Annotated in this window: 22 protein-coding genes and 1 pseudogene; 6 read left to right on the plus strand and 17 right to left on the minus strand. The window is 66.9% G+C overall.

The window, feature by feature from the left end; all coding sequences use genetic code 11:
- The first annotated feature begins 8 nt into the window (after positions 1–8).
- Positions 9–848 carry a tRNA pseudouridine(38-40) synthase TruA gene (truA, locus tag A6E15_RS00605; protein ID WP_076142921.1) on the plus strand — a complete coding sequence of 280 codons (840 nt, stop codon included), beginning with the start codon at positions 9–11 and terminating at the stop codon, positions 846–848.
- 99 nt (positions 849–947) lie between these two features.
- Positions 948–1184, plus strand: a complete 237-nt coding sequence (locus A6E15_RS00610) for a hypothetical protein (RefSeq protein WP_076142922.1) — start codon at positions 948–950, stop codon at positions 1182–1184.
- On the opposite strand, the gene A6E15_RS00615 is transcribed toward A6E15_RS00610, so the two are convergent.
- The 3 genes from A6E15_RS00615 to hpt all read right to left on the minus strand — a co-directional run bounded on the left by A6E15_RS00615 (position 1181) and on the right by hpt (position 4786).
- On the minus strand, positions 1181–2482 hold the full coding sequence (locus A6E15_RS00615; protein ID WP_076142923.1) for an outer membrane protein assembly factor BamB family protein: 1302 nt from the start codon (positions 2480–2482) through the stop codon (positions 1181–1183). The genes A6E15_RS00610 and A6E15_RS00615 overlap by 4 nt on opposite strands.
- Before the next feature lie 150 nt (positions 2483–2632).
- A complete protein-coding gene (locus tag A6E15_RS00620; RefSeq protein WP_076142924.1) occupies positions 2633–4045 on the minus strand; it encodes a uracil-xanthine permease family protein in 1413 nt (470 codons plus the stop codon).
- A 186-nt stretch (positions 4046–4231) separates the two neighbouring features.
- A complete protein-coding gene (gene hpt, locus A6E15_RS00625; protein WP_076142925.1) occupies positions 4232–4786 on the minus strand; it encodes a hypoxanthine/guanine phosphoribosyltransferase in 555 nt (184 codons plus the stop codon).
- A gap of 155 nt (positions 4787–4941) precedes the next feature.
- On the opposite strand from hpt, the gene pepF reads away from it, so the two are divergent.
- The 4 genes from pepF (at position 4942) to A6E15_RS00645 (ending at position 9414) form a co-directional block, all read left to right on the plus strand.
- Positions 4942–6735 carry an oligoendopeptidase F gene (gene pepF, locus A6E15_RS00630; protein WP_076142926.1) on the plus strand — a complete coding sequence of 598 codons (1794 nt, stop codon included), beginning with the start codon at positions 4942–4944 and terminating at the stop codon, positions 6733–6735.
- Positions 6736–6959: 224 nt separating this feature from the next.
- Positions 6960–8192: a proteasome-activating nucleotidase Pan2 gene (gene pan2, locus A6E15_RS00635; RefSeq protein WP_076142927.1), complete on the plus strand. Its 1233-nt coding sequence runs from the start codon at positions 6960–6962 to the stop codon at positions 8190–8192.
- Between the two features lie 277 nt (positions 8193–8469).
- Positions 8470–8949 (plus strand): pyruvoyl-dependent arginine decarboxylase, encoded by a 480-nt coding sequence (locus tag A6E15_RS00640; protein ID WP_076142928.1) that lies wholly within the window; start codon positions 8470–8472, stop codon positions 8947–8949.
- A gap of 66 nt (positions 8950–9015) precedes the next feature.
- On the plus strand, positions 9016–9414 hold the full coding sequence (locus A6E15_RS00645) for a DUF5811 family protein (RefSeq protein ID WP_076142929.1): 399 nt from the start codon (positions 9016–9018) through the stop codon (positions 9412–9414).
- Between the two features lie 33 nt (positions 9415–9447).
- On the opposite strand, the pseudogene A6E15_RS00650 reads toward A6E15_RS00645, so the two are convergent.
- From A6E15_RS00650 to A6E15_RS00720, 14 genes and pseudogenes are all read right to left on the minus strand, one after another.
- A pseudogene (locus tag A6E15_RS00650) lies at positions 9448–9673 on the minus strand (DUF6276 family protein); the annotation flags it as partial.
- 105 nt (positions 9674–9778) lie between these two features.
- Positions 9779–10486: a V-type ATP synthase subunit D gene (locus A6E15_RS00655; protein ID WP_076142930.1), complete on the minus strand. Its 708-nt coding sequence runs from the start codon at positions 10484–10486 to the stop codon at positions 9779–9781.
- 86 nt (positions 10487–10572) lie between these two features.
- Positions 10573–10776, minus strand: a complete 204-nt coding sequence (locus A6E15_RS00660) for a zinc ribbon domain-containing protein (RefSeq protein ID WP_076142931.1) — start codon at positions 10774–10776, stop codon at positions 10573–10575.
- Between the two features lie 374 nt (positions 10777–11150).
- Entirely contained in the window at positions 11151–12164 is a 1014-nt protein-coding gene (locus tag A6E15_RS00670; RefSeq protein ID WP_076142933.1) for an ABC transporter ATP-binding protein, read from the minus strand.
- Between the two features lie 82 nt (positions 12165–12246).
- On the minus strand, positions 12247–13194 hold the full coding sequence (locus A6E15_RS00675) for an ABC transporter permease (RefSeq protein ID WP_076142934.1): 948 nt from the start codon (positions 13192–13194) through the stop codon (positions 12247–12249).
- A gap of 1 nt (position 13195) precedes the next feature.
- Positions 13196–14119, minus strand: coding sequence for an ABC transporter permease (locus tag A6E15_RS00680; RefSeq protein WP_076142935.1), 924 nt, complete (start codon positions 14117–14119; stop codon positions 13196–13198).
- 6 nt (positions 14120–14125) lie between these two features.
- Complete coding sequence (locus A6E15_RS00685) at positions 14126–15271, minus strand: extracellular solute-binding protein (protein ID WP_076142936.1); 1146 nt, start codon at positions 15269–15271, stop codon at positions 14126–14128.
- A gap of 119 nt (positions 15272–15390) precedes the next feature.
- Positions 15391–17052, minus strand: coding sequence for a long-chain-fatty-acid--CoA ligase (locus A6E15_RS00690; protein WP_076142937.1), 1662 nt, complete (start codon positions 17050–17052; stop codon positions 15391–15393).
- Between the two features lie 264 nt (positions 17053–17316).
- A complete protein-coding gene (locus tag A6E15_RS00695; RefSeq protein WP_076142938.1) occupies positions 17317–18726 on the minus strand; it encodes an ATP synthase subunit B in 1410 nt (469 codons plus the stop codon).
- Between the two features lie 2 nt (positions 18727–18728).
- Positions 18729–20492 (minus strand): ATP synthase subunit A, encoded by a 1764-nt coding sequence (locus A6E15_RS00700; protein WP_076142939.1) that lies wholly within the window; start codon positions 20490–20492, stop codon positions 18729–18731.
- Between the two features lie 3 nt (positions 20493–20495).
- The gene (locus A6E15_RS00705; RefSeq protein ID WP_006180308.1) at positions 20496–20828 is read right to left on the minus strand and encodes a V-type ATP synthase subunit F; all 333 of its coding nucleotides are present in this window, start codon (positions 20826–20828) and stop codon (positions 20496–20498) included.
- The gene (locus tag A6E15_RS00710) at positions 20825–21892 is read right to left on the minus strand and encodes a V-type ATP synthase subunit C (protein ID WP_076148114.1); all 1068 of its coding nucleotides are present in this window, start codon (positions 21890–21892) and stop codon (positions 20825–20827) included. Before A6E15_RS00710 ends, A6E15_RS00705 begins: the two co-directional genes overlap by 4 nt.
- A gap of 70 nt (positions 21893–21962) precedes the next feature.
- Entirely contained in the window at positions 21963–22544 is a 582-nt protein-coding gene (locus tag A6E15_RS00715; protein WP_076142940.1) for a V-type ATP synthase subunit E, read from the minus strand.
- Positions 22545–22565: 21 nt separating this feature from the next.
- The gene (locus A6E15_RS00720) at positions 22566–22796 is read right to left on the minus strand and encodes a hypothetical protein (protein ID WP_076148116.1); all 231 of its coding nucleotides are present in this window, start codon (positions 22794–22796) and stop codon (positions 22566–22568) included.
- Between the last annotated feature and the right edge of the window lie 80 nt (positions 22797–22876).

The raw sequence follows: 22876 nt of genomic DNA on the forward strand, positions 1-22876 counted from the left end.
TCGACCTGATGGCTCGCCGCGCGTTCCGGATCGCCTACGACGGGACCGACTACCACGGCTACCAGCGCCAGCCCCAGCCCGACGTGCCGACCGTCGAGGACGTGATCTTCGACGCCCTTCGAGAACTCGCCGTCCTCGAGGACGACGCCGACAAGCCCGCCGGCTACGCCGCGGCCGGGCGGACCGACGCGGGCGTCTCGGCGCTCGCCCAGACGATCGCGCTCGAGGCCCCCGACTGGCTCGCGCCGCGGGCGTTGAACGGCCGGCTCCCGGCCGACGTTCGGGCGTGGGCGGCGGCCGACGCGCCCCCGGACTTTCACGCGACCCACCACGCGACCCGCCGGGAGTACACCTATCACCTGTACGCGCCGCTCACCGAGACGGACGGCGCGCCGGCCGTCGACGACGACCGGTTCCGCGCGGCCTGCGAGGCCCTGTCCGGGACCCACGACGTCGCCAACCTGACGCCCGACGATCACAACACCGAGCGCTCGCTGTCCCTCGCGGCCGAGCGGGACGGCGACTACCTCGTCCTCACGGTCGCCGCGGGCGGCTTTTCCCGCGAACTCGTCCGTCGGCTCGTCTCGCTCGCCCGCGCCGTCGGGACCGGCGACGCCCCCCGCGAGAAGATCGACCGCGTCCTCGAGCCCGAGCCGCTGCCCGGCCACGAGGGGATCGCACCGGCCCCGCCGGAGCCGCTCGTCCTGACCGACGTGAGTTACCCCGCCCTCGAGTTCGAGATCGACGAGGAGGCGGCCGAGAGCGCTCGCGCGGTGTTCGGTCGCCGTCGCATCGACCGGCGAACGGGCGCGCGTGTCGCGGGACAGCTCGCCGACGGGACGCGCTGACCGGCCGGCCGCGTGGCTCGCCGCCTCGCATCGCCTCGAGCGCGAACCGGCCGCGCCGGTGTACCAGCCCTTTTGGCCCCCGAACGCACACGTCGGCGCATGGAACTGTCTCCGGAAGAGTACGGTGCCTACTGGCGGGCGTCGATCCGCGTCGCCGCGGGCGCGCTCGTGATCTTCTTCGGAACGCGGCTGACCGCGCCGTTGCGGACCCATCCCGAAGTCGGCGCGTCCGCACTCGGCGTCGTCCTGTTCGTCCTGCTGGTCCTCGTCGGAACCTTCCTCGCCACGCTCGGCGTCGCACGGGTCGTCCGGACCGCCGTCGACGCCGAGACCTAGGCCTCGAGCGCGCGGACCGTCCCGCCCCCGTCACCGACGACGATCGCCCCGTCGACGACCGCCGGCGAGGCGACCACGCGACCGTCGGTCGGGACTCGCCACAGTCCCTTGCCGTCCTCTCGCGAGACGGCGACGACGCCCGCCGAGGTTCCGACGACGACCGAATCGTCCGCGATGACCGGCGACGACCAGCTCGACGCGTACTGCACCGCCCCGGTGCTGCCGGCCGGCCGCGAGAGCGACTCGACTTCCTCGAGCGGGACCGCCCACCGCCTGCTCCCGTCCCCTCGATCCAGCGCGACCAGCCGCTCGTCGGACTCGTGAATCACGACTCGCTCGTCGCCGACGGCGACCGAGGGGACCATCGGCGGCAATTCTTGGACTCGAGTCCCCTGCAGGGACAGCGACGCGGCCCCCTCGCCGCCCCACTGGACCGCGCCGTCCTCGGCCGCGAGCGCGACCGGCGTCGGTCCCCCGACGTAGACGGTCCCGTCGACCACCGTCGGCGCGGACCGGACCGCGCGCTCGGTGTCGTGTGTCCACTCGCTCGAGCCGTCAGCGGCGTCGAACGCGGCGATGCCCGATTCCGTCCCGACGACGACGCGGTCGTCGGCGACCGCCGGCGAGGTGACTCCGCCAGCCGTCCGGCGCTGCTGTGCCAGCGACGTCCAGCCGGTAGTCGCCGGCGAGCGCCACGTCACCGCGCTCTCCGCGAGCCCGATCGCGACGAGGTCGCCGTCGGGCGTCCCCACGTACGCCGTGTCGTCGACCACGGTCGGCGAGGACGGCACCGTCGGCCCCGCCTGTTGCCGTGCGGTCAGCCGGGCAGTCGTTTCACCGTCGTACGGGACGTGACGCCGATCGCCGCCGTCGCGACCGACGACGAGCAGCCCCGCGGCGTCGGGACAGACCACGGCGTCCTCGGCGATGGCAGGCGATCCGGTACGGGTCCCCTCGAGGGAGACCGTCCAGCGCTCGTCGCCGTTCGCGAGATCGATCGCGGACAGCGTCGAGCCGGCCGCGAGGTAGGCCGTGCCGTCGGCGATCGCGGCCGTTCCCGGGCCGGTCGGCAGGTCGATCGTCCAGCGCTCCGTCGGCTTCTCGTCGAACCCGTCGGCGTCGGCGACCGCCGCGTTGGACGGGCCGCCGCGAAACGACGGCCACGTCCCGCCTTCGGCCGCCGATCCGTCGCCGTCCCCGTTCGACTCGCCGTCCGTGCCGTCCCCGAGACAGCCGGCCCCGAACGCGAGGGCCGTCCCGCACGTCCCGAGTACCCCTCGGCGTGAAATCGGTCCCATCGTCTCCGCTTCGACACCGAGCCGCCAAAAGTAGTTCGACGGCCGAACTGTCTCGAGATCGAATCGGTTCGGACGTCGGTCGGGTTCGTCGCCTGTCCCCTTCGATCCGTCCTCGATCGCCGCAAGCGTGCCGGTCGGTCCGGCGGTGGATCAGTCGTCGACGGTGCCGACGGGTTCGGCGTCCGCGGACTCCGCGGTCGCCCCCGACTCGGGCGACCGGGCGTCGAACAGCGGGCTCTCCGCGCCGGGGACGAACGTGTTGAGGACCAGTGCCGACAGCGCGGTCACGATGACCGACTGTCCGAAGAACAGCTCCGCGCCGCTGGGGAGTCCCGAGAGGGCCTCCGGCGTCGTCGCGACCCCGAGCCCGAGGCCGAGCGAGACGGCGACGATGACCGTGTTCCGACGATCGAGGTCGACGTGCGTGACGACCAGCCGGAACCCACTGGCGGCGACCATCCCGGCCATCAGCAGGACCGCACCGCCGAAGACCGAGCTGGGAATCGTCGTCACGGCAGCGCCGACCTTGGGGCTCAGCCCGAGGACGGCCAGGAAGACGCCGCCGATGCCGACGACGTGACGGCTCATCACGCCGGTGAAGTTGACGATACCGACGTTCTGGGAGAAGGAGGTGATCGGGAAGGCGGCGAAGATAGCGCCGAGCGAACTCAACAGTCCGTCGTTGAACAGCCCGCCACGGAACTCCTCGTTCGTCGGATTGCGACCCTCGGCGGCTGTCACGCCGGACATGTCGCCGACCGTCTCCATCGCCGAGACCAGAAAGAGGACGGCGAAAGTCGCGATCGCGATCGGTTCGAACTCGAAGCCGAACCGCGTGGGTTCGGGCAAGGCGATCCACGCGGCCTCGCCGACGGTCGAGAAGTCGACGAGTTCGAGACCGGTGGCGACCGTCAGTGCGACGGCGACGGCGTAGCCGACGGCGATGGCGACGAGGACCGACAGCAGCCGCGTGACGCCTCTCGTGAGCATGTTGAGCCCGACGGCGACCGCCAGCACGAGCGCGGCCAGCCCGATGTGATGGAGCGCGCCGAAGTCGGCCGCGTTGGCCCCGCCGGCGGCGTAGTCCATCGCGACGGGCACGAGGTAGAGGCCGATGATGACGACGACGAGTCCGGTCACCAGCGGCGGGAAGAAGGGTTTGATGCGTTTGAACTGCCAGCCGATCAGTCCCTCGACGACGAACCCCGTCACGAGGATCGCGCCGAAGACGGCGGCCATCCCGTAGTCCGCCCCGATCGAGATCGACGCGCCCACGAACGTGAAACTCGAGCCCATGACGATCGGCAGGCGGGCCCCGACCGGACCGACGGTGTACGCCTGGACGACCGTCGCCAGCCCGGAGAACAGGAGGACCATCTGAACGATGTAGGCCGTGTCCGCCGGACCGAGGCCGACCCCGCCCGCGACGACGTAGGCCACCGCCGTCGCCGGGACGATCATCACCGCGACGTGTTGCAGGCCGAGCAGAATCGATTTCGGCAACGGCGGTTTGTCGTCCAGACCGTACTCGAGTTCGATCCCGCCGTCCGGTTCCGTCGACATTGTATGGCCGCGAGGTTGCAGATGGGTGTACAAAAAGATTCGCAAACGCGCTCAAATGGGTGAATTAGCCACCGAGTCTATGCATGTATGTGCTCACGCGGTGGCGGATACACGGGATCGCCTTGCCCCCGTCGAGCGACCGGCTCGAGACGAACCGCCGACCGCCGTCGGTCCTCGACACGCCTATCAACTCGTCGAGTGGACGGTCACCTCGCCGTCCTCGACCGTGATGTCGACGAGACTCGTCGCCTCGTAGTCCGTGTCGTCGAGCGCCGACTCGCCGACCTTGCGCAACACGACGACGATGTCGGCGATCTCGGCTCCGATGCCGTCGAGCGCGTCACAGATCGCGGCCAGCGTGCCGCCGGTCGAGAGCATGTCGTCGACGATCACGACCCGGTCCCCCGGCTCGACGTCGTTGATGTACATCTCCGACTCCGAGTAGCCCGTCTCCTGGTGGAGCGATACCTCGCCCTCGAGCCCGTAGGCCCGCTTTCGAATGACGACAAGCGGGACGTCGGCCTGCAGGGAGAGCGCGGTCGCGAGGTGGATCCCCATCGCCTCCGGCGCGACGATCTTGTCCACCTCGAGGTCCGCGGTCCGCATCACCTCGACGACGACCTCCCGCAACAGGGCGGGATCGAGCTGCGGAACCCCGTTGCTGATCGGGTGGACGAGATACTCGTACCCGTCCTTGTCGATGATCGGTGCGTCGTCTAACGACTCGAGGAGCCGGTTCATACTGGCGATTCGGGAAATCGGAGTGAAAAGCCGTTCGTTCTTCCGGCCGCCGGTCCCCGTCGCGAGCGGTCAGCGGGCCGGGTCGATGGGGACCCGGTTCCCGCCCCCTGAAAGGGTTCGACACGCTTTACCGCCACCGCTTCGAACGCGTGGCTATGAGTTCCGTACCCGAACGCTCCGAGGTCGACGAGCAGTATACGTGGGACCTCGAGAGCATCTACGCGACCGACGACGACTGGGAGGCGGCCTACGAGGCCGTCGCCGAGCGCGTCGACGACCTCGAGGCCTACGAGGGCCGGGTCACCGACGACGCCGAGACCCTCCTCGAGACCCTCGAGTTGCGCGACGAGATCATGCGCGAGGTGTCGACCGTCTCTGCCTACGCGCGGATGCGCCGCGACGAGGACACGACGAACCAGGAGTATCAGGCCCTGACCGCCCGCGCCCAGTCGCTGGCGGCCGACGCCCAATCCGCCGCCTCCTTTATCGAGCCCGAACTCCAGGAACTGACCCGCGAGGCGTTCGACGAGATGGTCGACGACGAACCGGATCTCGAGACCTACGACCACTACGTCGACGACGTCCTCCGGATGAAACCCCACACGCGCTCGGCCGAAGTCGAGGCGCTGTTGGCCGACCTGAGCGAGGTGACCGGCGCGACGGGCGAGGTCTACAACATGCTCTCGAACGCGGACATGGCGTTCCCGACCGTCGAGGATCCCGAGGGCGAGGCCGTCGAGATCACCCAGAGCAACTTCACCAACCTCCTCAAACGCCCCGACCGCGACTTCCGCAAACGGGTCTACGAGGGCTACTTCGACGAGTGGAAGTCGGTCCGGAACACGGTCGCGGCCAGCTACAAGAACAGCGTCAAGGCCGACGTCAAGACCGCTCGAGCGCGCAACTACGACACCGCCCGCGAGGCCGCCCTCGACGGCCCGAACGTCCCCGTCGAGGTCTACGACACCCTCGTCGACACGGTCCACGACAACCTCGACAAACTCCATCGCCACGCCGAACTCAAAGAACGAGCGCTCGGCGTCGACGAGTTGCAGATGTGGGACCTCTACATGCCACTGACCGGCGACGAGGGCCCCGACCTCGAGTACGACCAAGCCACCGAGTACGTCGTCGACGCGCTCGCGCCGCTGGGCGAGGAGTACCAGTCCCGCGTCGCCGACGGACTCGACTCCCAGTGGATCGACGTCTACGAGAACGAGGGCAAACAGTCTGGTGCCTACTCCGGCGGCACCTACGATACCCAGCCGTTCATCCTGCTGAACTACCAGCAGGACATCGCCTCGATGTACACGCTGGCCCACGAACTCGGCCACTCGATGCACTCGGAACTCACGAAGGACGAACAGCCCTACATCTACTCGAGCTACGAGATTTTCGTGGCCGAGGTCGCCAGTACGGTCAACGAGGCCCTGCTGACCAACCATCTCCTCGAGACCGTCGACGACCCCGAGTTCCGCAAGCACGTCCTCAACGAATTCCTCGAGCGGGTTCGTTCGACGCTGTACCGACAGACACTCTTCGCCGAGTTCGAACACGAAACCCACCGCCTCGAGGAGGCGGGCGAGCCCCTGACCGCGGACCGGCTGGACGACCTCTACCGCGGACTGAAAGCGGAGTACTACGACCCCGCCGTGATCGACGACCGCATCGCCCGCGAGTGGATGCGCATCCCCCACTTCTACCGGGCCTTCTACGTCTACCAGTACGCGACCGGCATCTCCGCGGCGCTGGCCATCGTCGACGACGTCCTAGAGCGCGGACAGCCCGCCGCCGAGGACTACCTCGAGTTCCTCCGTCGCGGCTCTCGGGAGTACCCTCTGGACCTCCTGCGAATCGCCGGCGTGGATATGAGTTCCTCGGACCCGATCGATCGCGCTCTCGAGACCTACGGCCAGCGCCTCGCGGAGTTCGAATCGCTGCTCGACTGATACGGCCTGTTGTCCCGATTTTCGGAGCGACCGCGGGACCGGGGGTCGAGGTCGCTCCGGCAATGACTTACAACAGTCCGTCTGAGCCGTTATCGCTTCTCGCAACGGTCGGGTCGTTCGGGCTGAAACCGTCAAACTGCGGGTTCTATTTCTGCGCCGCGTCAGAAAACCCTCCGCGACCCAAAGGCACATTTACCGTCGAAATCCTATCGGCGTACATCAGGATGTCTCGAAGCCCGTCTATTCCCGACCGACCTCACCGCGATATCGACTCGGATCTCCCTGACGACGAACGGCTCGAGGCGCTTCGGGGACACTACGAGGACCTTGTCGACGTCAACGAGCAACTCTCCGACCAGCTCGACGACGCCGAGGACCGCCGCGAGCGCCTTCGGGAGAAAGTCGACCGCGTCGAACGCGAAAACGAGACGCTCAAAAGCTCCTCGCTGTACATCGCCACCGTCGAGGACGTCCTCGACAACGAGGAAGTCATCGTCAAACAACACGGCAACAATCAGGAAGTGCTGACCGAGGTGTCCAGTCGCGCCGTCGACGATCTCGAACCCGGCGACCGCGTCGCAGTCAACGACTCCTTCGCGATCCAGACCATTCTCGACGCCGAGACCGATGCCCGCGCCCAGTCGATGGAGATCACCGAGAAGCCGGCGGTCGCCTACACCGACATCGGTGGCATCGACGAACAGGTCCGGGAGGTCCGGGAAGCCGTCGAGCAGCCGCTCGCCGAACCCGAACTCTTCGACGAGGTCGGGATCGATCCGCCAAGCGGCGTCCTGCTCTACGGGCCGCCGGGGACGGGCAAGACGATGCTCGCGAAGGCCGTCGCCAACGAGACCGACGCCACCTTCATCAAGATGGCCGGCTCGGAACTCGTCCGGAAATTCATCGGCGAGGGCTCGCGGCTCGTCCGCGACCTCTTCGAGATGGCCCGCGAGCGCCAGCCCGCCATCATCTTCATCGACGAGATCGACGCCATCGCCACGCGTCGCACGGAATCGAAGACCTCCGGCGACGCCGAGGTCCAGCGGACGATGATGCAACTCCTCAGCGAGATGGACGGCTTCGAGGCCCGCGGCGAGGTCCGCATCATCGCCGCGACCAACCGCTTCGACATGCTCGATCGCGCCATCCTCCGGCCCGGCCGGTTCGACCGCCTGATCGAGGTCCCCGAACCCGACGCCGAGGGCCGCGAGCAGATCCTCGAGATCCACACGCGGAACATGAACATCGCCGACGGTGTCGACTTCGCGGCGCTGGCCGGCGACACCGACGGCTACTCCGGGGCCGAAATCGAGAGCCTCGCCACCGAGGCCGGCATGTTCGCCATCCGCAACGACCGCGACGAGGTCTCCCATCAGGACTTCGTCGACGCCTTAGAGAAGATCGAGGAGGACGACTCGAGCGACGTGGTCTCCTCGGCCGGCTACTTCTACCAGTAACGAAGTTTTGCGCTACGGGCGCGGCGAAGCCGCGCCCTCGGCAAAAATTCGATTAAAAGCACTCCTCGCTCCGTTCCGAACGCAAAGCGTTCTCCACATCGGTCGTCGGCCCGCTCGCTTCGCTCGCGGTGACTGTCAGTGAGTCGCCTGCCTTTCCCCGGTTCGCGCGGTTCTCGCCTCTGCTCGAGCCGCGCTCCCGGCCGCTGTACTCGCTGTCAGGACGGTGTGTTCGACCCCGGATCGCAAGCCCTTACGCCGCCCGTCCCCGACTTCGGGTATGAGTACGATCCGAGTCGTCTGGGGTGCCGCGTCGGGGCCCACGGCGATGGCCTCCTACGACGCGGCGCTGGCCGAGGCCGGCGTCGAGAACTACAACCTCGTCTCGGTTTCCTCGGTGATCCCGGCCGGTGCCGCGGTCGAGGCCGTCGGCACCGCGCCCGACCTCGGCCCCGCCGGCGAGCGCCTGACCGTCGTCGAGGCTCGAGCCACGACCGCCGAGCCGGGCCGGGTAAGCGCGGCGCTGGCGTGGTCCCAGTCCCCCGACGGCGGGCCGGGGCTATTCTACGAGACGGCGGGTGAGATGGACCGCGAGGACGTCGAGCGCCGGGTCCGCGAGGGACTGGCCGCGGGTCAGGAGCTTCGCGACTGGTCGTTCGCCGAGCCGCGGGTCGCACTCGAGAGCCGGCAGGCCGACTCGGGCCGCCACACGACGGCGGTCGTCCTCGCCGTCTACGGCGAGAGCAAGCCGATCCTCTAGGACGGAGATTGTCCCAAAGCGAACCCTTTTGACCGGGCGGCTCGTTGCTACGGGCACACACTTCTCATGAACGGAAACACGCCGTACGCAGGGCTACCGGGCGAGACTGGGGCTGGGCAACGAGCCGCGGCGGACGTTCCGGACCTCTCGAGTACGCAAAAGCGACTCCTCCACCGCGACGTCTCGCGGATCGCCGCCCGCACCCGGGAGTTTCTCCCCAACGAGTACGTCGTCGACTCGGATATCTCGAGCGGGATGAGCGGCCCGCAGGTCACTGTCGCCGTCCGTCCGCCGGTCGGCCACGCCGTCTCCGCCGGCTTCACGCCCGACCTGGAGGACGCGGCGGCCGCCGAGGAGGCTATCACCGCCGACGAACGCGACGAGGTCGCCCGCGGACTGGCCGCGAGCGCCGCCCTGCAGGTCAAACAGGCCGTCAGCAACAACGTCACGCCGACCGGGAAGTAGTCGGTCGGTTCGGACCCGTTTTCGCCGCCGCCGTCAGTACAGCAGTCCCTCGAGCTGGTGGCGTCGCCGCTCGAGATCGAACGCTGGCTCGACCGACGGGTCCGCGACGAGGCGATCGAGGACGAGCAACGGGTCCGTCCCGGCCCGACGCGCGAAACCGCTCGGTCGCGGGACGGTTCGTCGCGAGCGAGGAACACAGCCCGAGCGCCAGCGCCAGCGGGACGGCGCTCTCGGGGTCGGTCGGGAACGCGTCGCTGATCCCGATACTCGCCGGGGACGGAAATGGAAAGCGCGGGTACGTCTCACCCGGAACAGTCCATCGGACAGGAAGAGAGGGCTACAAACACGATGACTCGACGGACGGTCAGTCGTCCGCGGTCGCCTGCTCGAGTTCTTCGTCGGCTTCGGCCTCGGCTTTCGTTTCGGCCTCTCGCTCCTCGGCCTCCTCGGCTTCCTTTTTCTCCTTGATCTTTTTCAGGCGGAACGTCTCCTCGCGCTCCTGTTCCTCGAGCTTCTGCTCGATGTACTCCTGGTTCTCGTAGAGTTCCGGCAGGAGCTTGAACTCGAGGGCGTTGACGCGACGCTTGGTGGTCTCGATCTCGCGGAGCATCTTCTTCATCGCCGTCTCGACCTCGGCGGCGAGGATGATGCTCTCGAGAAGGTCCTCGTAGGCCTCGGCGGCCTCGTCGATGCGGGCGGAGGTCCCCATGATCCCGTAGCCGCGCTGATCGAGGCTCTTGGTGACCTTCGAGGACTCGATCTGGGGCACGACGACGCCCATGATGTTCTTCGATTCGGTGGTGATCTCGGGGTGTTCCTGCAGCGCCGCCGCGGCACCGCGGACCGCGACGTCGCCTTCCATCGCCCGGGCCATGTTGATCTTCTTCTGGGCGTCCTCGTAGTCCTGTGCGAGGTCGCCGCGGACGTCCTGGGCCTTGTCCAGAATGTCCATGAACTCCATGATCAGCCCGTCGCGTTTCTTCTCGAGCGTGCCGTGGCCCCGCTCGGAGAGCTCGATGCGATCCTCGATCGCCATCAAGTTCTTGCGGGTGGGCTTGACGTCGTTGGCCATCTTGTCGGGGGGTAACGCCCCCAGTCGGATAACTGTTTACAGTTTTCCGTGAGCGACGGTATCGACGGCATGACGCCGCGACCCCGTCAGCCGAGGAACAGATCGATCATGTCGCCCGACGACTGACCCTTGTAGAGTTCCGAGTAGCCGCAACTCGTACAGCTCACGACGTGGAACCGACGGTTCTGGATGTCGAACATCTTGGAGAGCCCGCCGCCGGTCGTCGAGATCTCGTCGATCTCCGTTTCAGTGTGACCGCACTTCGGACAGCCGCGATCGTCGTCTCGCATAGCCGCTTTTCCTTTTTGACTAACAAATCTTTTGTGTTCGCCCCCTCGAGTATCGACCGAGCCATGGCTGTTACCGTCGTGCTCCTGTTAGTGGTCTCCCTCGCGATCCCACTGGTTCTGTGGCTGGCGATCAGTCGGGAAACGTCGGACCCGACCGTCGTGGACCGGCGAGAAGCCGAACGGATCGCGAAAGAGCGCGGTGGCCGAGAGCCGTCTCGTTCGACCGGCAGCCCGGACCACCCGACCGACGATCGCCACGGAAGAAACCGATCGGACCGTGACGTACGGGACGACCGCTCGAGGGAGTTCGGCCGCCGTCGCGAGGACCGGTGACGGTGTTCGCACGTCGGGAGTCGACCGAAACGACGGCGTCTCTATTCGAGGACGTGGACCCGCTGCTCGTCGATCGAGAGCGGGACCGAGTCGCCGACCCGGTAGCCGTCGATCCCGTCGGCGTGCAGCGTCACCGTCGTGTCGTCGGGCAGCGTCGCCGTCAGTCGGGTCCGGTCACCGAGGTAGGTCACGTCGGTGACGTCGGCCTCGAGCGCCCCCTCGCCCAGTTCGAAGGCGGCGGGCCGGGCGGCGACCCGCACCGAGCCGTCCGTCTCGGCCGCCACGGGCAGTTCGGTAAAGCCAAGATCGACGCGGCCGTTCTCGGCGACGCCCTCGAGCAGGGTCGAACTCCCGACGAAGTTCGCGACGAAGGGGTTGGCGGGCCGGCGGTAGATCTCCGCGGGCGGGCCCACCTGCTCGAGCGTGCCGTCCGCCAGCACCGCGATCCGATCGCACATCGCCATCGCCTCCTCCTGGTCGTGGGTGACGTAGAGCGCGGTCACCTCGAGGTCGGCCAGCAGGTCGCCGATCTCCTCGCGCAGTCGGGTCTTGAGTTCGGCGTCCAACCCCGTCATCGGCTCGTCGAGCAGGAGGACGTGGGGTTCGATCGCGAGCGCCCGCGCGAGGCCGACCCGCTGTTGCTGGCCGCCCGACAGCGTCGTCGGTCGCCGGTCGGCCAGTTCGGCGATGTCGAGCATGGCGAGCAGGTCGTCGGCCCGGTCGCGGCGCTCGGCCGTCGGAACCCCCTGCATCTTCGGCCCGAACGCGACGTTCTCGCGGACGGTCATGGTGTCGAACAGGGCGTAGGACTGGAAGACCAGCCCGACGTTGCGCTCTTCGGGCGGGACGTGGGTGACGTCGACCCCGTCGAACAGCACCCGGCCGTGGGTCGGCGTCTCGAAGCCGGCGATGGTCCGCAACGTGGTCGTCTTCCCGCAGCCCGAGGGGCCGACGACCCCGAGGATCTCGCCGTCCCGGATCGTCAGGTCGATCCCGTCGACGGCCACCTCGTCGCCGTAGGCCTTCGTCAGCGACTCGAGGGTGACGTCGCTCACGGGCGGTCACCTCCGGCCGGCGCTGCGGGCCGCGGTCGGTGAGCGATTCGATTCGGTTGCCGATAGACAGTGTGTCTCCGTGTCATCGTTGTGCGGTCGAGAACCCCCTGTTGCCGAGCAGTTGGAGGACGAGTATCGCGGCCACGACGATCGTGAAGTAGACCGACACGGCCGCCGCCGACTGCAGATGCGTCGCGTTCGAGATGTTCCGGTAGAGGAAGATCGCGAACGGATCCGGACTCCCGCTCGCGACCATGTACGTGAAGTTGAACTCCGCGGCCGCGAGCGTCCAAGTGATGACACAGCCGGCGACGATCCCGCGTTTGGCGTGGGGGACGACGATCGTCAGGAGGGTCCGGGGCCACGAGGCGCCCAGCGATCGGGCGCTCTCCTCGAGGCGGACCAGATCCATCGACTGGAAGGAACTCTGGACGGTCAACACCATGTAGGGCGACTTGAGCAGACAGTAGCCGGCGAGCAATCCCAGCGCCGACCGGCCGTGGTCGGGATAGGTCTGGACGAACGCGATCCCGAGGATCAGCCCCGGCACGAGCGGCAGGATCGCGAACGTGTTCACCCAGTCCCGCGCGTAGAAGTCGTATCGCGCGAGCGCGTACGCGACCGGAACTCCGATGATCACGTTCAGGAGCATGCCGCCGGTCGCGATCGCGAGACTGAACGCGAGCCCGGGGATCGCGTTCGCTTGCACGCCGTGATCGCCGAACCCGAGTACCTGTCGCCAATGCTCGAGCGTCACGAATCCCTTGGGGACGACGCCGGCTGCTGACCCCGCGAACGACGAAACGAACGTGACGATGACCGGGACGGTCAGGAACGCGACGACGAGCGCGACGACGCCGACCAGTAGCGGGCGACCGATCGCGGTCGACAGCGCCGTTCCGGATCGCGACCACTCCTCGGCCGCGGCCGCTTCGGTCGCGCCGCCGTCCGGGCGTGGATCGGTCCGTGCCGTTCCGGGAGCCGACCCCGGATCACCGTCGCTCTCGTCGGATTTCGTGGGCCCGGTCATCTCAGATCTCCACCGCGTCGTTTTCGACGAACCGCAGCCCGACGAACGTGAACGCGACGATGAAGGCCACGTAGACCAACCCGATCGCGGCCGCGATGTCCGGGCTGTACGAGCCGACGCTCGTCTCCTCGTGTATCTGAAGCGTGACGACGCGGTGGCTCTGCAGGATCAACACGGTCCCGAAGATCGCGAGCCCGGAGCGGAACGTGAGGATCACCGCGGCGACGATTCCCGGGCGAATCTCGGGAAGCGTGACGTGATAGAACGTCTGCCACCGGCTCGCGCCGAGTGTGCGCGCTGCTTCTTCGGCCTGCGCGTTGATCTCCGCGTAGGTCCCGCGCAACACCATGGTCGCCCGCGGGAGCAACGAGTAGACGTACCCGAGAAAGAGGCCGGTGATCGCCGTCGCGCTCGCGAGGTCGATCGGCGCGCCACCCGTCGCGACGGCGACCGCGTTCGTCACTAGCCCCTGCCGTCCCAGCAGGACGACGATCAGGTACGCGACGATGATCCCCGGCAGCGCGATGGGAAAGGAGACGGCCGCGACGACGAGTCGTTCGAGCGACAGGGCGTACTTCTCGAGGACGTGTGCGACGGCGACGCCGAGCGCGACGCTGACTCCCGTCGCCAGCCCGACGAACCACAGCGTGTTCCAGGCGACCCGCCGGTACGCCGGGGTCGTCGCGAGCGTCTCCCAGGCCTCGAGCGACCACCCCTCCATCCAGATCGTGTCCTCCGCGAGGCTGATCCGGACGAGCATCGCCAGCGGGACGAACCCCGCGACGATCGCGAGCGCGAAGAAGGGGAGACAGAGGATCGCGATCCGCCGGCGCTCGCGCTCGCGTTCGGTCGTCGGACGGGCGGTCGTCGACGCGAGCGTCGCGACGCGACGGACCGACGCCGTCGCCGATTTCCGGACCGACATCCGCGATCACTGGGCTCCCTGCAGCGGGGTTCGGTCGACGAGTTCCTCCTGAATGTCGGTCTGGTTCTCGACGAGGGTCTGCTGGTCGACCGTGAATCCGGCCGCCTCGTAGGACGACTGGTCGGGGAACTCGTCGGGCTGGTCGAGTTCGTTCGCCCGGATCGGGCGGACGTAGGCGTCGAAGAACAACCCCTGACAGTCTTTTGTTAGGACGTAGTCCATGAACAGCTTCGCCGCCTCGGGGTTGGGCGCGTTCCGCAAGAGGGCGTAGCCGTAGGGGACGTTCATCGCGCCCGGTTCGCCGTCGGGCCCCTCGAGGACCGCGACCTCGATCCGATCTTCGTCGAACTCGTCGTTGTTGTACTTGAGGTTCAACCCGGTGTAGTCGTACTCGACGACGGTCGAAATCTCCCCGCTGGTCATCGGCCCCTCGACGTTGCGTCGGAAGTCCGCGCCGTGGTCGGCGATTTCCTCGTGGTACTCGATGACCGGATCGAGGTTATCCAGATCGCCACCGTAGGCCCGATTGACCGACAGCGCGGAGGCCTGCCCGTTGGCGGTGTGGGGCGGGGTGAAGGCCAGATCCTTCGCGATGTCGGGATGTTTCAGGTCCTCCCACGTTTCGGGCGCGTCCAGTCCCCGCTCCTCGTAGACGTCGGCCCGGTAGGTCACCGCGGTCGTCATCTGTCGGGTCGCGGTCACGTGGCCGTTGCCGGTCTTTAAGTCCTCGGGAACGACGTCCCAGTTGGCCGGCTTGTAGTCGGTCGTCAGATCGTCGTTCATCGCCTGCAGGCCGAACGAGTAGCCGCCGTTGTACGCCGAGTGCGTCGGATTTCGGGCGTTGGACCGCATGTCGTCGAGGGCCTCGCCCGAGGAGCCCTGCGCGTCGTACAGCGGGAGGTTGTACTCCTCCTCGAACGCCTCCATGACGGCCCCCCAGTTCGACCAGCCGGTCTGGACGCAGTAGATCTGTAACTCGTCGGGGAACGACGAGGCGTCGACCTCGGTTTCGTACTCGCCGTGACCGACGGTGTACGTCTCGCCGCTCCCCCCGCCGGTGAGGCTGCTCAGACAACCCGCCATCGCGGCGGTCCCGGCCGCGGCCCCACTCGAAAGCGCTGCGCGTCGTGTCGTCCCTGTCGGGTCGGACATACCCGAGAATCCGCCAAAACGTACTAATTCGTTGCTATGTTCGGAACTCTTACCTATATAGGGGACGGTAGCGACACGGAACGGTCGGGTTCGATCCCTACCCGACCGCCGGCCTCGAGTCAGCCCTGTCCGACCATCCGCTCTTCGTCCTCCCACTCCTCCTGGCGGAGTTCGTACTTCTGGACCTTGCCGGTCGCGGTCGTCGGCAACTCGTCGACGAACTCCACCCGGCGGACGGCCTTGTAGCCCGCGAGCTGCTCGCGGGTAAAGGCGGTCAGCTCCTCGGGCGACACCGGTGGGTCGTCCGGATCGTCGTTCGACGGGACGACGAAGGCCTTGGGCGTCTCCCCCCACTCGTCGCTCGGTGCCGGGATCACGGCCGCGTCCGAGACCGCGTCGTGGTCGAACAGCGCGTCCTCGAGTTCGATACTCGAGATGTTCTCGCCGCCCGAAATGATGATGTCTTTCTTGCGATCGCGGATCGCGATCATGCCGTTCTCGTCGATCGTCGCGAGGTCACCGGTGTGGTAGTAGCCCTCGACGCGGTCGGTGAAGGCCTCCTCGGTCGCCTCGGGCTTGTTCCAGTAGCGGTCCATGATCTGGTTGCCCCGCACGACGACCTCGCCCAGCGTCTCGTCGTCCCGGGGCACGTCCGCGCCGTCCTCGTCGACGACCCGGATCTCGGTACCCAGATAGGCCAGCCCTTGACGTTTCTTGATCCGGAATCGGTCGTCGCTGTCGGCCTCGAAGTGCCGGCGCGCGTCGGAGGTCGTGATCAGCGGTCCCGTCTCGGTCGCGCCGTAGACGTGTTTCAGGTACCAGCCGAACTCGTCCTCGACGGTCCGGATGGTCGCCTCCGGCGGGGCCGAACCGGCGGTTGCGAGTCGCACGTCGGCGTCGCCGGTCGTCTCGGACTCGTTCTCGCGGTAGTAGTCGATCAACATGTTCAGCACCGTCGGTGCGCCGCACATGTAGGAAACGTCCTCGGCTCGGACCGTCTCGAATATCTCCGCGGCGTCGACCCCGCGCGTACAGACGTGGGTCGCGCCGATGCCCGTCACCGCGAAGATGTGCCCCCAGCCGTTCGCGTGGAACATCGGCAACGTCCACAGGTAGGTGTCGTCGTCGGTGATCCCCTGGTGGCCGACCAGCAAGTAGGCGTGGATCGTCTCGCAGCGATGCGTGCGGCAGACCCCCTTCGGATCGCCCGTCGTCCCCGACGTGTAGTTGATCGTGATAATCTCGTCCTCGCTCATCTCCGGCCGGTCGTACTCGGGACCGGCGTCCTCGAGGACGGCGTCGAAGCTCTCCCAGTCTACGTCGGACTCGTCCGACGAGGATCGCCCGGCTTCGCCGGCCTCACCCCCCTCGACGGCGTCCGCGTCGTTCGTGATGAACGTCTCGGTCGGCACCTCGTCGCGGACCGCTTCGATCCTGTCGGCGTACTCGTGGTCGGCGTAGATTGCATCCACACCCGCGTCCGCGAGGATGTACTCGAAGTCCTCGGGCGTAAGCCGGTAGTTCAACGGCGTATGAACCGCCCCGATCTGCATGCTTCCGTACGCTGCCTCGAGGTGGTAGTGGGTGTTCGGGTCCAACACCGCGACCCGATCACCCTTCTCGATCCCCCGTTCCTGCAGCGCCGCCGCGAACCGATCGGCGCGCTCGCCGAGGTCGTCGTAGGTGAACCGTTCGCCCGTCGTCGCAACGACTGCCTCGTCGTCGCCGTAATGGGTTCGCGCCCGGTCTAAGAACTCCGGAACGAGCAGTGGTTTGTGCATACATATCGGGCTTCATCGACGATCCATACGATCCTTTCCCCCCGTTGCACGCAGTGACAGTCCGTGTATCGAACGGATCGGGGCCGGAATCTCTCCGGCCCCTTGTGACGAGCTACGGCCACGGAGACAGCGCACCGACACGTCTGTGACGATACGGCCGATCGAACGCGGCGCACGCGTGCGCGCAAACAAAGATACGCAACACACCTGCCTCTTGTCGCTCGAGTTGCGAAACCGCAGCGGCGGCAAAAAGTGAGACGGTCGTCAGTCGGCCTGGACGGCTTCGGCCGATTCGTCTTCGCGGTAGTGTTCCGCGATGAGTTCCTCGTCGATCCGGTTGAGTTCCTCCTTCGGCAGGTCCGAGAGGAGGTCCCAGCCGAGCTCGAGGGTGTCGTCGATCGAGCGGTTGGTGTCGTACCCCTGCTGGACGAACTCCGCCTCGAAGCGGTCGGCGAAGTCGAGGAACTTGTTGTCGCGCTCGGACAGCGCCTCGCGACCGACGATGTTCACGAGGTCGCGCAGGTCCTCACCCTCCGCGTAGGCGGCGTACATCTGGTCGGAGACGTCGCCGTGGTCCTCGCGGGTCAGGCCCTCGCCGATCCCGTCGTCCATCAGCCGCGAGAGGCTGGGCAGGACGTTGACCGGCGGTTCGATGCCCTGACTGTTTAAGTCCCGATCCATCATGATCTGGCCCTCGGTGATGTAGCCAGTCAGGTCCGGAATCGGGTGCGTGTCGTCGTCGCCGGGCATCGTCAGGATCGGAATCTGCGTGACCGACCCTTCCTTGCCCTCGATTCGACCGGCGCGCTCGTAGAGCTGTGCCAGGTCGGTGTACATGTAGCCGGGGTAGCCACGTCGGCCCGGGACCTCCTCGCGTGCGGCACCGATCTCGCGCAGCGCCTCACAGTAGTTGGTCATGTCCGTCAGGATGACCAGCACGTGGTAGTCCTTCTCGAAGGCCAGGTACTCGGCCGTGGTCAGGGCGAGTCGCGGCGTGACCTGGCGTTCGACTGCCGGGTCGTCCGCGAGGTTCATGAAGACGACCGACCGCTCCAAGGCCCCGGTACGCTCGAAGTCGTCCATGAACTCGTTTGCCTCTTCCTGGGTGATCCCCATCGCGCCGAAGATGACGGCGAACTCGGAGCCTTCGCCTTCCTCGTCTTCCTCCGGCACCGTCGCCTGCCGGGCGATCTGCAGGGCGAGTTCGTTGTGTGGCAGCCCCGAGCCGGAGAAGATCGGCAGCTTCTGGCCCCGGACCAGCGTGTTCATGCCGTCGATGGCGGAGACGCCGGTCTGGATGAACTCCTCGGGGTACTCCCGGGAGAATGGGTTGATCGCCTTGCCGACGATGTCCTGTCGCTTGTCGGGGACGATCTCCGGGCCGCCGTCGATCGGGTTCCCGGAGCCGTCAAGCACCCGCCCGAGCAGATCCTCGGTGACGGGCATCTTCATCGTCTCGCCCAGGAAGCGAACGGAGGCGTTGCGGTCGATCCCGCCCGTGCCTTCGAACACCTGGATCGAGACGATACCCTCGCTCGATTCCAGCACCTGCCCGCGCAGCGTCCGCCCGTCCTCGGTCTCGATCTCGACGATCTCGTCGTACCCGACGGGCTCGTCGACCTCGGCGAACACCAGCGGACCGCTGATTTCCGTGATAGTCTGGTACTCTTTCATCGTTAGTACAGTGCGCGTAGTTGTTCTTTGAGGTCGTTCTCGATCTCGTCGATGAACTCCTCCCACTCCTCGGCCGTGCCCATCCGGTTGAGCTTCGGCGCGGCGTCGACGTCCGTGATCTCCTCCGGCGGCACGCCGGCCTCGAGCGCCTCGAAGGCCTCGTCGTTGAACGTCTGGATCGCACCGAGCATCCGGTAGGTCTTCTCGGGTTCGCAGTAGGTGTCCACGTCGTGCAGGGCGTTCTGCTGGAGCCACGCCTCACGCAGGTAGCGGGCGACCTCGAGCGTGAGCTGCTGGTCTTCCGGCAGGGCGTCCTTGCCGACGAGCTGGACGATCTCCTGGAGTTCGTCTTCCTCGTCTAAGACGTCGACGGCCCACTGGCGCGTTTCGGCCCAGTCGCCGGCGACGTTGTCCGTCCACCACGGGTCGAGCTGGTCCTTGTACAGCGAGTAGGACTCGTTCCAGTTGATCGAGGGGAAGTGCCGACGTTCCGCGAGGTCGGCGTCCAGCGCCCAGAACGTCTTGACGATACGCAGCGTGTTCTGGGTGACCGGCTCGGAGAAGTCACCGCCCGGCGGCGAGACCGCCCCGACGACCGAGATCGATCCCTCGCCGTCGCCAAGGAGCTGGAACTTGCCGGCGCGCTCGTAGAACTCCGAGAGCGCAGCGGCCAGATACGCGGGATAGCCCTCTTCGCCGGGCATCTCCTCGAGTCGGCTCGAAATCTCCCGCATGGCCTCTGCCCACCGGGAGGTGGAGTCGGCCATCAGCGCGACGTCGTAGCCCATGTCGCGGTAGTACTCCGCGATCGTGATGCCCGTGTAAATGCAGGATTCACGGGCCGCGACGGGCATGTTCGACGTGTTCGCGATGAGGCAGGTCCGGGCCATCAGCGGGTTCCCGGTCTGCGGGTCCGGCAGTTCCGGGAAGTCCTCGATGACCTCGGTCATCTCGTTGCCGCGCTCGCCACAGCCGATGTAGACGACGATGTCCGCGTCGGACCACTTGGCGAGTTGCTGCTGGGTGACGGTCTTCCCGGAGCCGAAGGGGCCCGGAATCGCCGCCGTCCCGCCCTTCGCGAGCGGGAAGAGGCCGTCCTGGACGCGCTGGCCGGTCACCAGCGGCTCGGTCGGCGTCTCCTTCTCACCGGCGGGCCGGGCTTCGCGAACCGGCCACTCCTGGTGCATCTGGATCTCTTCGCCGTTGTCGAGTTCGACGACGGTCTCCTCGACCGTGAACTCGCCGCTCTCGACGGAGACGACTTCGCCGCCCTCGTAGTCCGGCGGCACCATGACCTTGTGGTCGATGGTGACCGTCTCTTCGACGACGCCGACGACGTCGCCGGGCTCGACCGCGTCGCCCGCTTCGACGGTGGGTTCGAACTCCCACTCCTTCTCGAGGTCGATACCGGGCGCGTCGACCCCGCGGTCGAGGAACGCGGTCCCCATCTTGTCCTCGAGGACGTCCAGCGGACGCTGGACGCCGTCGTAGATGGAGTCCATCATGCCGGGTCCGAGGTCGACGCTCAGGGGTTCGCCCGTGTTCTCGACGGGTTCGCCCGGGCCGACGCCGGAAGTTTCCTCGTAGACCTGAATCGTGGTCAGGTTCCCTTCGATCTCGATGACCTCGCCCATCAGTCCTTCGTCGCCGACGTAGACGACGTCGTTCATCCGGGCGTCGAGGTCCGTGGCGGTCACGACGGGACCGCTCACGCTTTCGATTACACCGTCTTCGTCGACGGTCTCGGTTTGTTCTGCCTGGCTCATAGTTTAGCTGTCTTCGTCCTCGTCCATCAGGTCGATACCGATCGCACGCTTGATCTGGTCGCGCAGCCCCCCGCCACCGGTGCCGCTCCCGATGGTGACGACGACCGGCTCGACGCTCGTCTCGACCTCCTGGCGCACGTTTCGCGACAGGTACTCGAGGTCGTCGTCGTGCATGACGACGATACCGACGCCCTCGTCTTCGAGGGCTGCCGTTGCAGCGTCGTCGAGTCGCTCGTCTTTCTCGTCGTCCGGGACGTTCTCGAACCGACGGACGCCCGCGAGGCGGAAGCCGGTCGTAAACTCCGGGCTGCCGACGACTGCGATCTCCTGGCTCATAGGATCACCAGCTCCTCTTCGATCTCGTTCTCGTCGAGTCCGACCTCGCGACCACGCGCGATCGCGCGGATGTTCTCGACCTCCCGTTCCTTCGCGAGGATGTACGACAACACGGCCGATACCGAGGCCGGATAGATGCTCGAGAGCGTATCGGCGTACTCGAGCAACGCAGCGTCTAGTGCGTGTTCGAACTGGATAAGGCTGTCAGCCTCGCGGAGCTGCCCGAGCGCCGCGGAGAGTCGGTCACCGTAGCGACGGTTCTCGGCGATGTGATCGACCAGCGCGTCGTAATCGCCGACCAGTCGGCTCAGTTCCGACTCGTCGAACAGGACGCCGCCGTCGATGTAGTAGGTCGCGGGGTCGAGATCGGCACCGCTGCGGGCGAGTCGCAGCGCGTTCCGGGCGTTCCGGAAGTCGAGCTCGGCCTGCAGGAACTCGATGTACTTCGCTTCCGGTCCCTCCTGTGGCTCGTCGCCCGGGCCGCCCGAGACGTCCGCCAACAGGTTCTCGTAGAACTCCCGATCGAGGGCGTTCTCGAGGGGGACGAGCGCGCCGGTCTCCTCGAACTCCTCGTAAGCGACGGTCAGCGGCTCGTAGTAGATCGTCCCGTACAGCACTTCGATCGCGTCCTCGATGTCGTCGGTCTCGAGGAGCCGATCGATCGTCCGCTCCTCGAGTTCGCCGGCGCGGATGAGGTCGGTCCGGATGTCCTCGGGGGCGGTGTCGGTGTAGATCCCGCGAATGATCGTCTTCAGGTTCCAGACGTCGAACTTCCGCAGGTAGCGGGCGATGAGGTCATAGAGGCGACCGTCGGCCCAGTCGATCAGGTCTTCGAAGTGCTTCGCGAGGTTGCGGTTCAGCGCGTACTCGATCAGGTCGACGCCCGAGAACCGCGCGCCGAGTTCGTTGATCTCGCGTTCGTACTCGGTCTCCTCCATGAACCGTGCGATCTCGCTCGGCCCCATCCGGATCAGCTTGCGGTAGTCTTCGTCCGAGAACAGCGAGGCTCGGCGCGACCGAACGCGAGCGTTCACGTATTCCGGATTCGAGGCACCTGCGCTCACGCGAACCACCCCTGATGGTGAGTGTTTGCAGGGAGTGGCTCACGAGCCATGCGAGTGGGAACGACCGTGCTCATTGCTCGAAGAGTCGGTTGCTGATCCCCTGGAGGTTGTCTTCCCAGACGTCTTCCAGGACCGAGTCGAACGTGTTGTTGACCCGGACCCGGGACTGGTCGCTCTCGACGACGACGCCGCCGAGACAGTCGACCTCGCCGGCGTAGGCGTAGCCGTCGTAGTCCGCGACGATCGACTCGAGTAACCCCTCGTCGTCGGCGCGACCGTAGACGTTGACGTCGTCGCCCTCGTCGAACTCCTCGCTCGCGGCCTCGAGCAGGTCGCGAGTGAGTTCCTCGCGGACGTCTCCCTCGAGGGCGGCGAGTTCGTCCTCGACGGCCTCGCGGACTTCCCCGAGGACGTCGCGGCGGGCCTCCAGACGCTTCTGTTTCGCCTCCAGCTTCGCACTGGAGAGGCGCTGTTCGCGGAGCTGGTCGATCTCGCGTTCGACCTCGGCTTCCGCATCGGCGCGGATCTCCTCGGCGTCTTCCTCGGCCGCCGATTCGATCTCCTCGGCGCGCGTCTCGCCCTCACTGCGGATGTCCTCCGCACGCGCGTTGGCCTCTTCTCGAATGTCTTTGACGACTGTGTCCAAACTCATTGTGGGAGAAGGGGGAAGTGGTTATCCGAGGATGAAGACGACGACCAGGGCCAGGATCACGAGCGTCTCAGGAAGGACGGTCATGATCAGACCCGGGACGAACATGTCGTCGTCCTCGGCGATCGCGCCGACTGCGGCGGCACCGATACCTCGCTCTGCGTATCCCGCTGCGAGCGCCGCCAGGCCGACTGCGAGCCCTGCTGCGGCGGCCCCATACCCGTTTGCGATGTTCTGGGCTGCTTCCGGGCCCATCGCGGCGGATCCGTTGTTCTGGAGTGCGATGCTTGCCGTCTCGACGAACGCCGGCAGTTCTGTGAGTGCGATTTCAGTCA

This window comes from Natrinema saccharevitans, assembly GCF_001953745.1.
GTDB lineage: Archaea > Halobacteriota > Halobacteria > Halobacteriales > Natrialbaceae > Natrinema > Natrinema saccharevitans.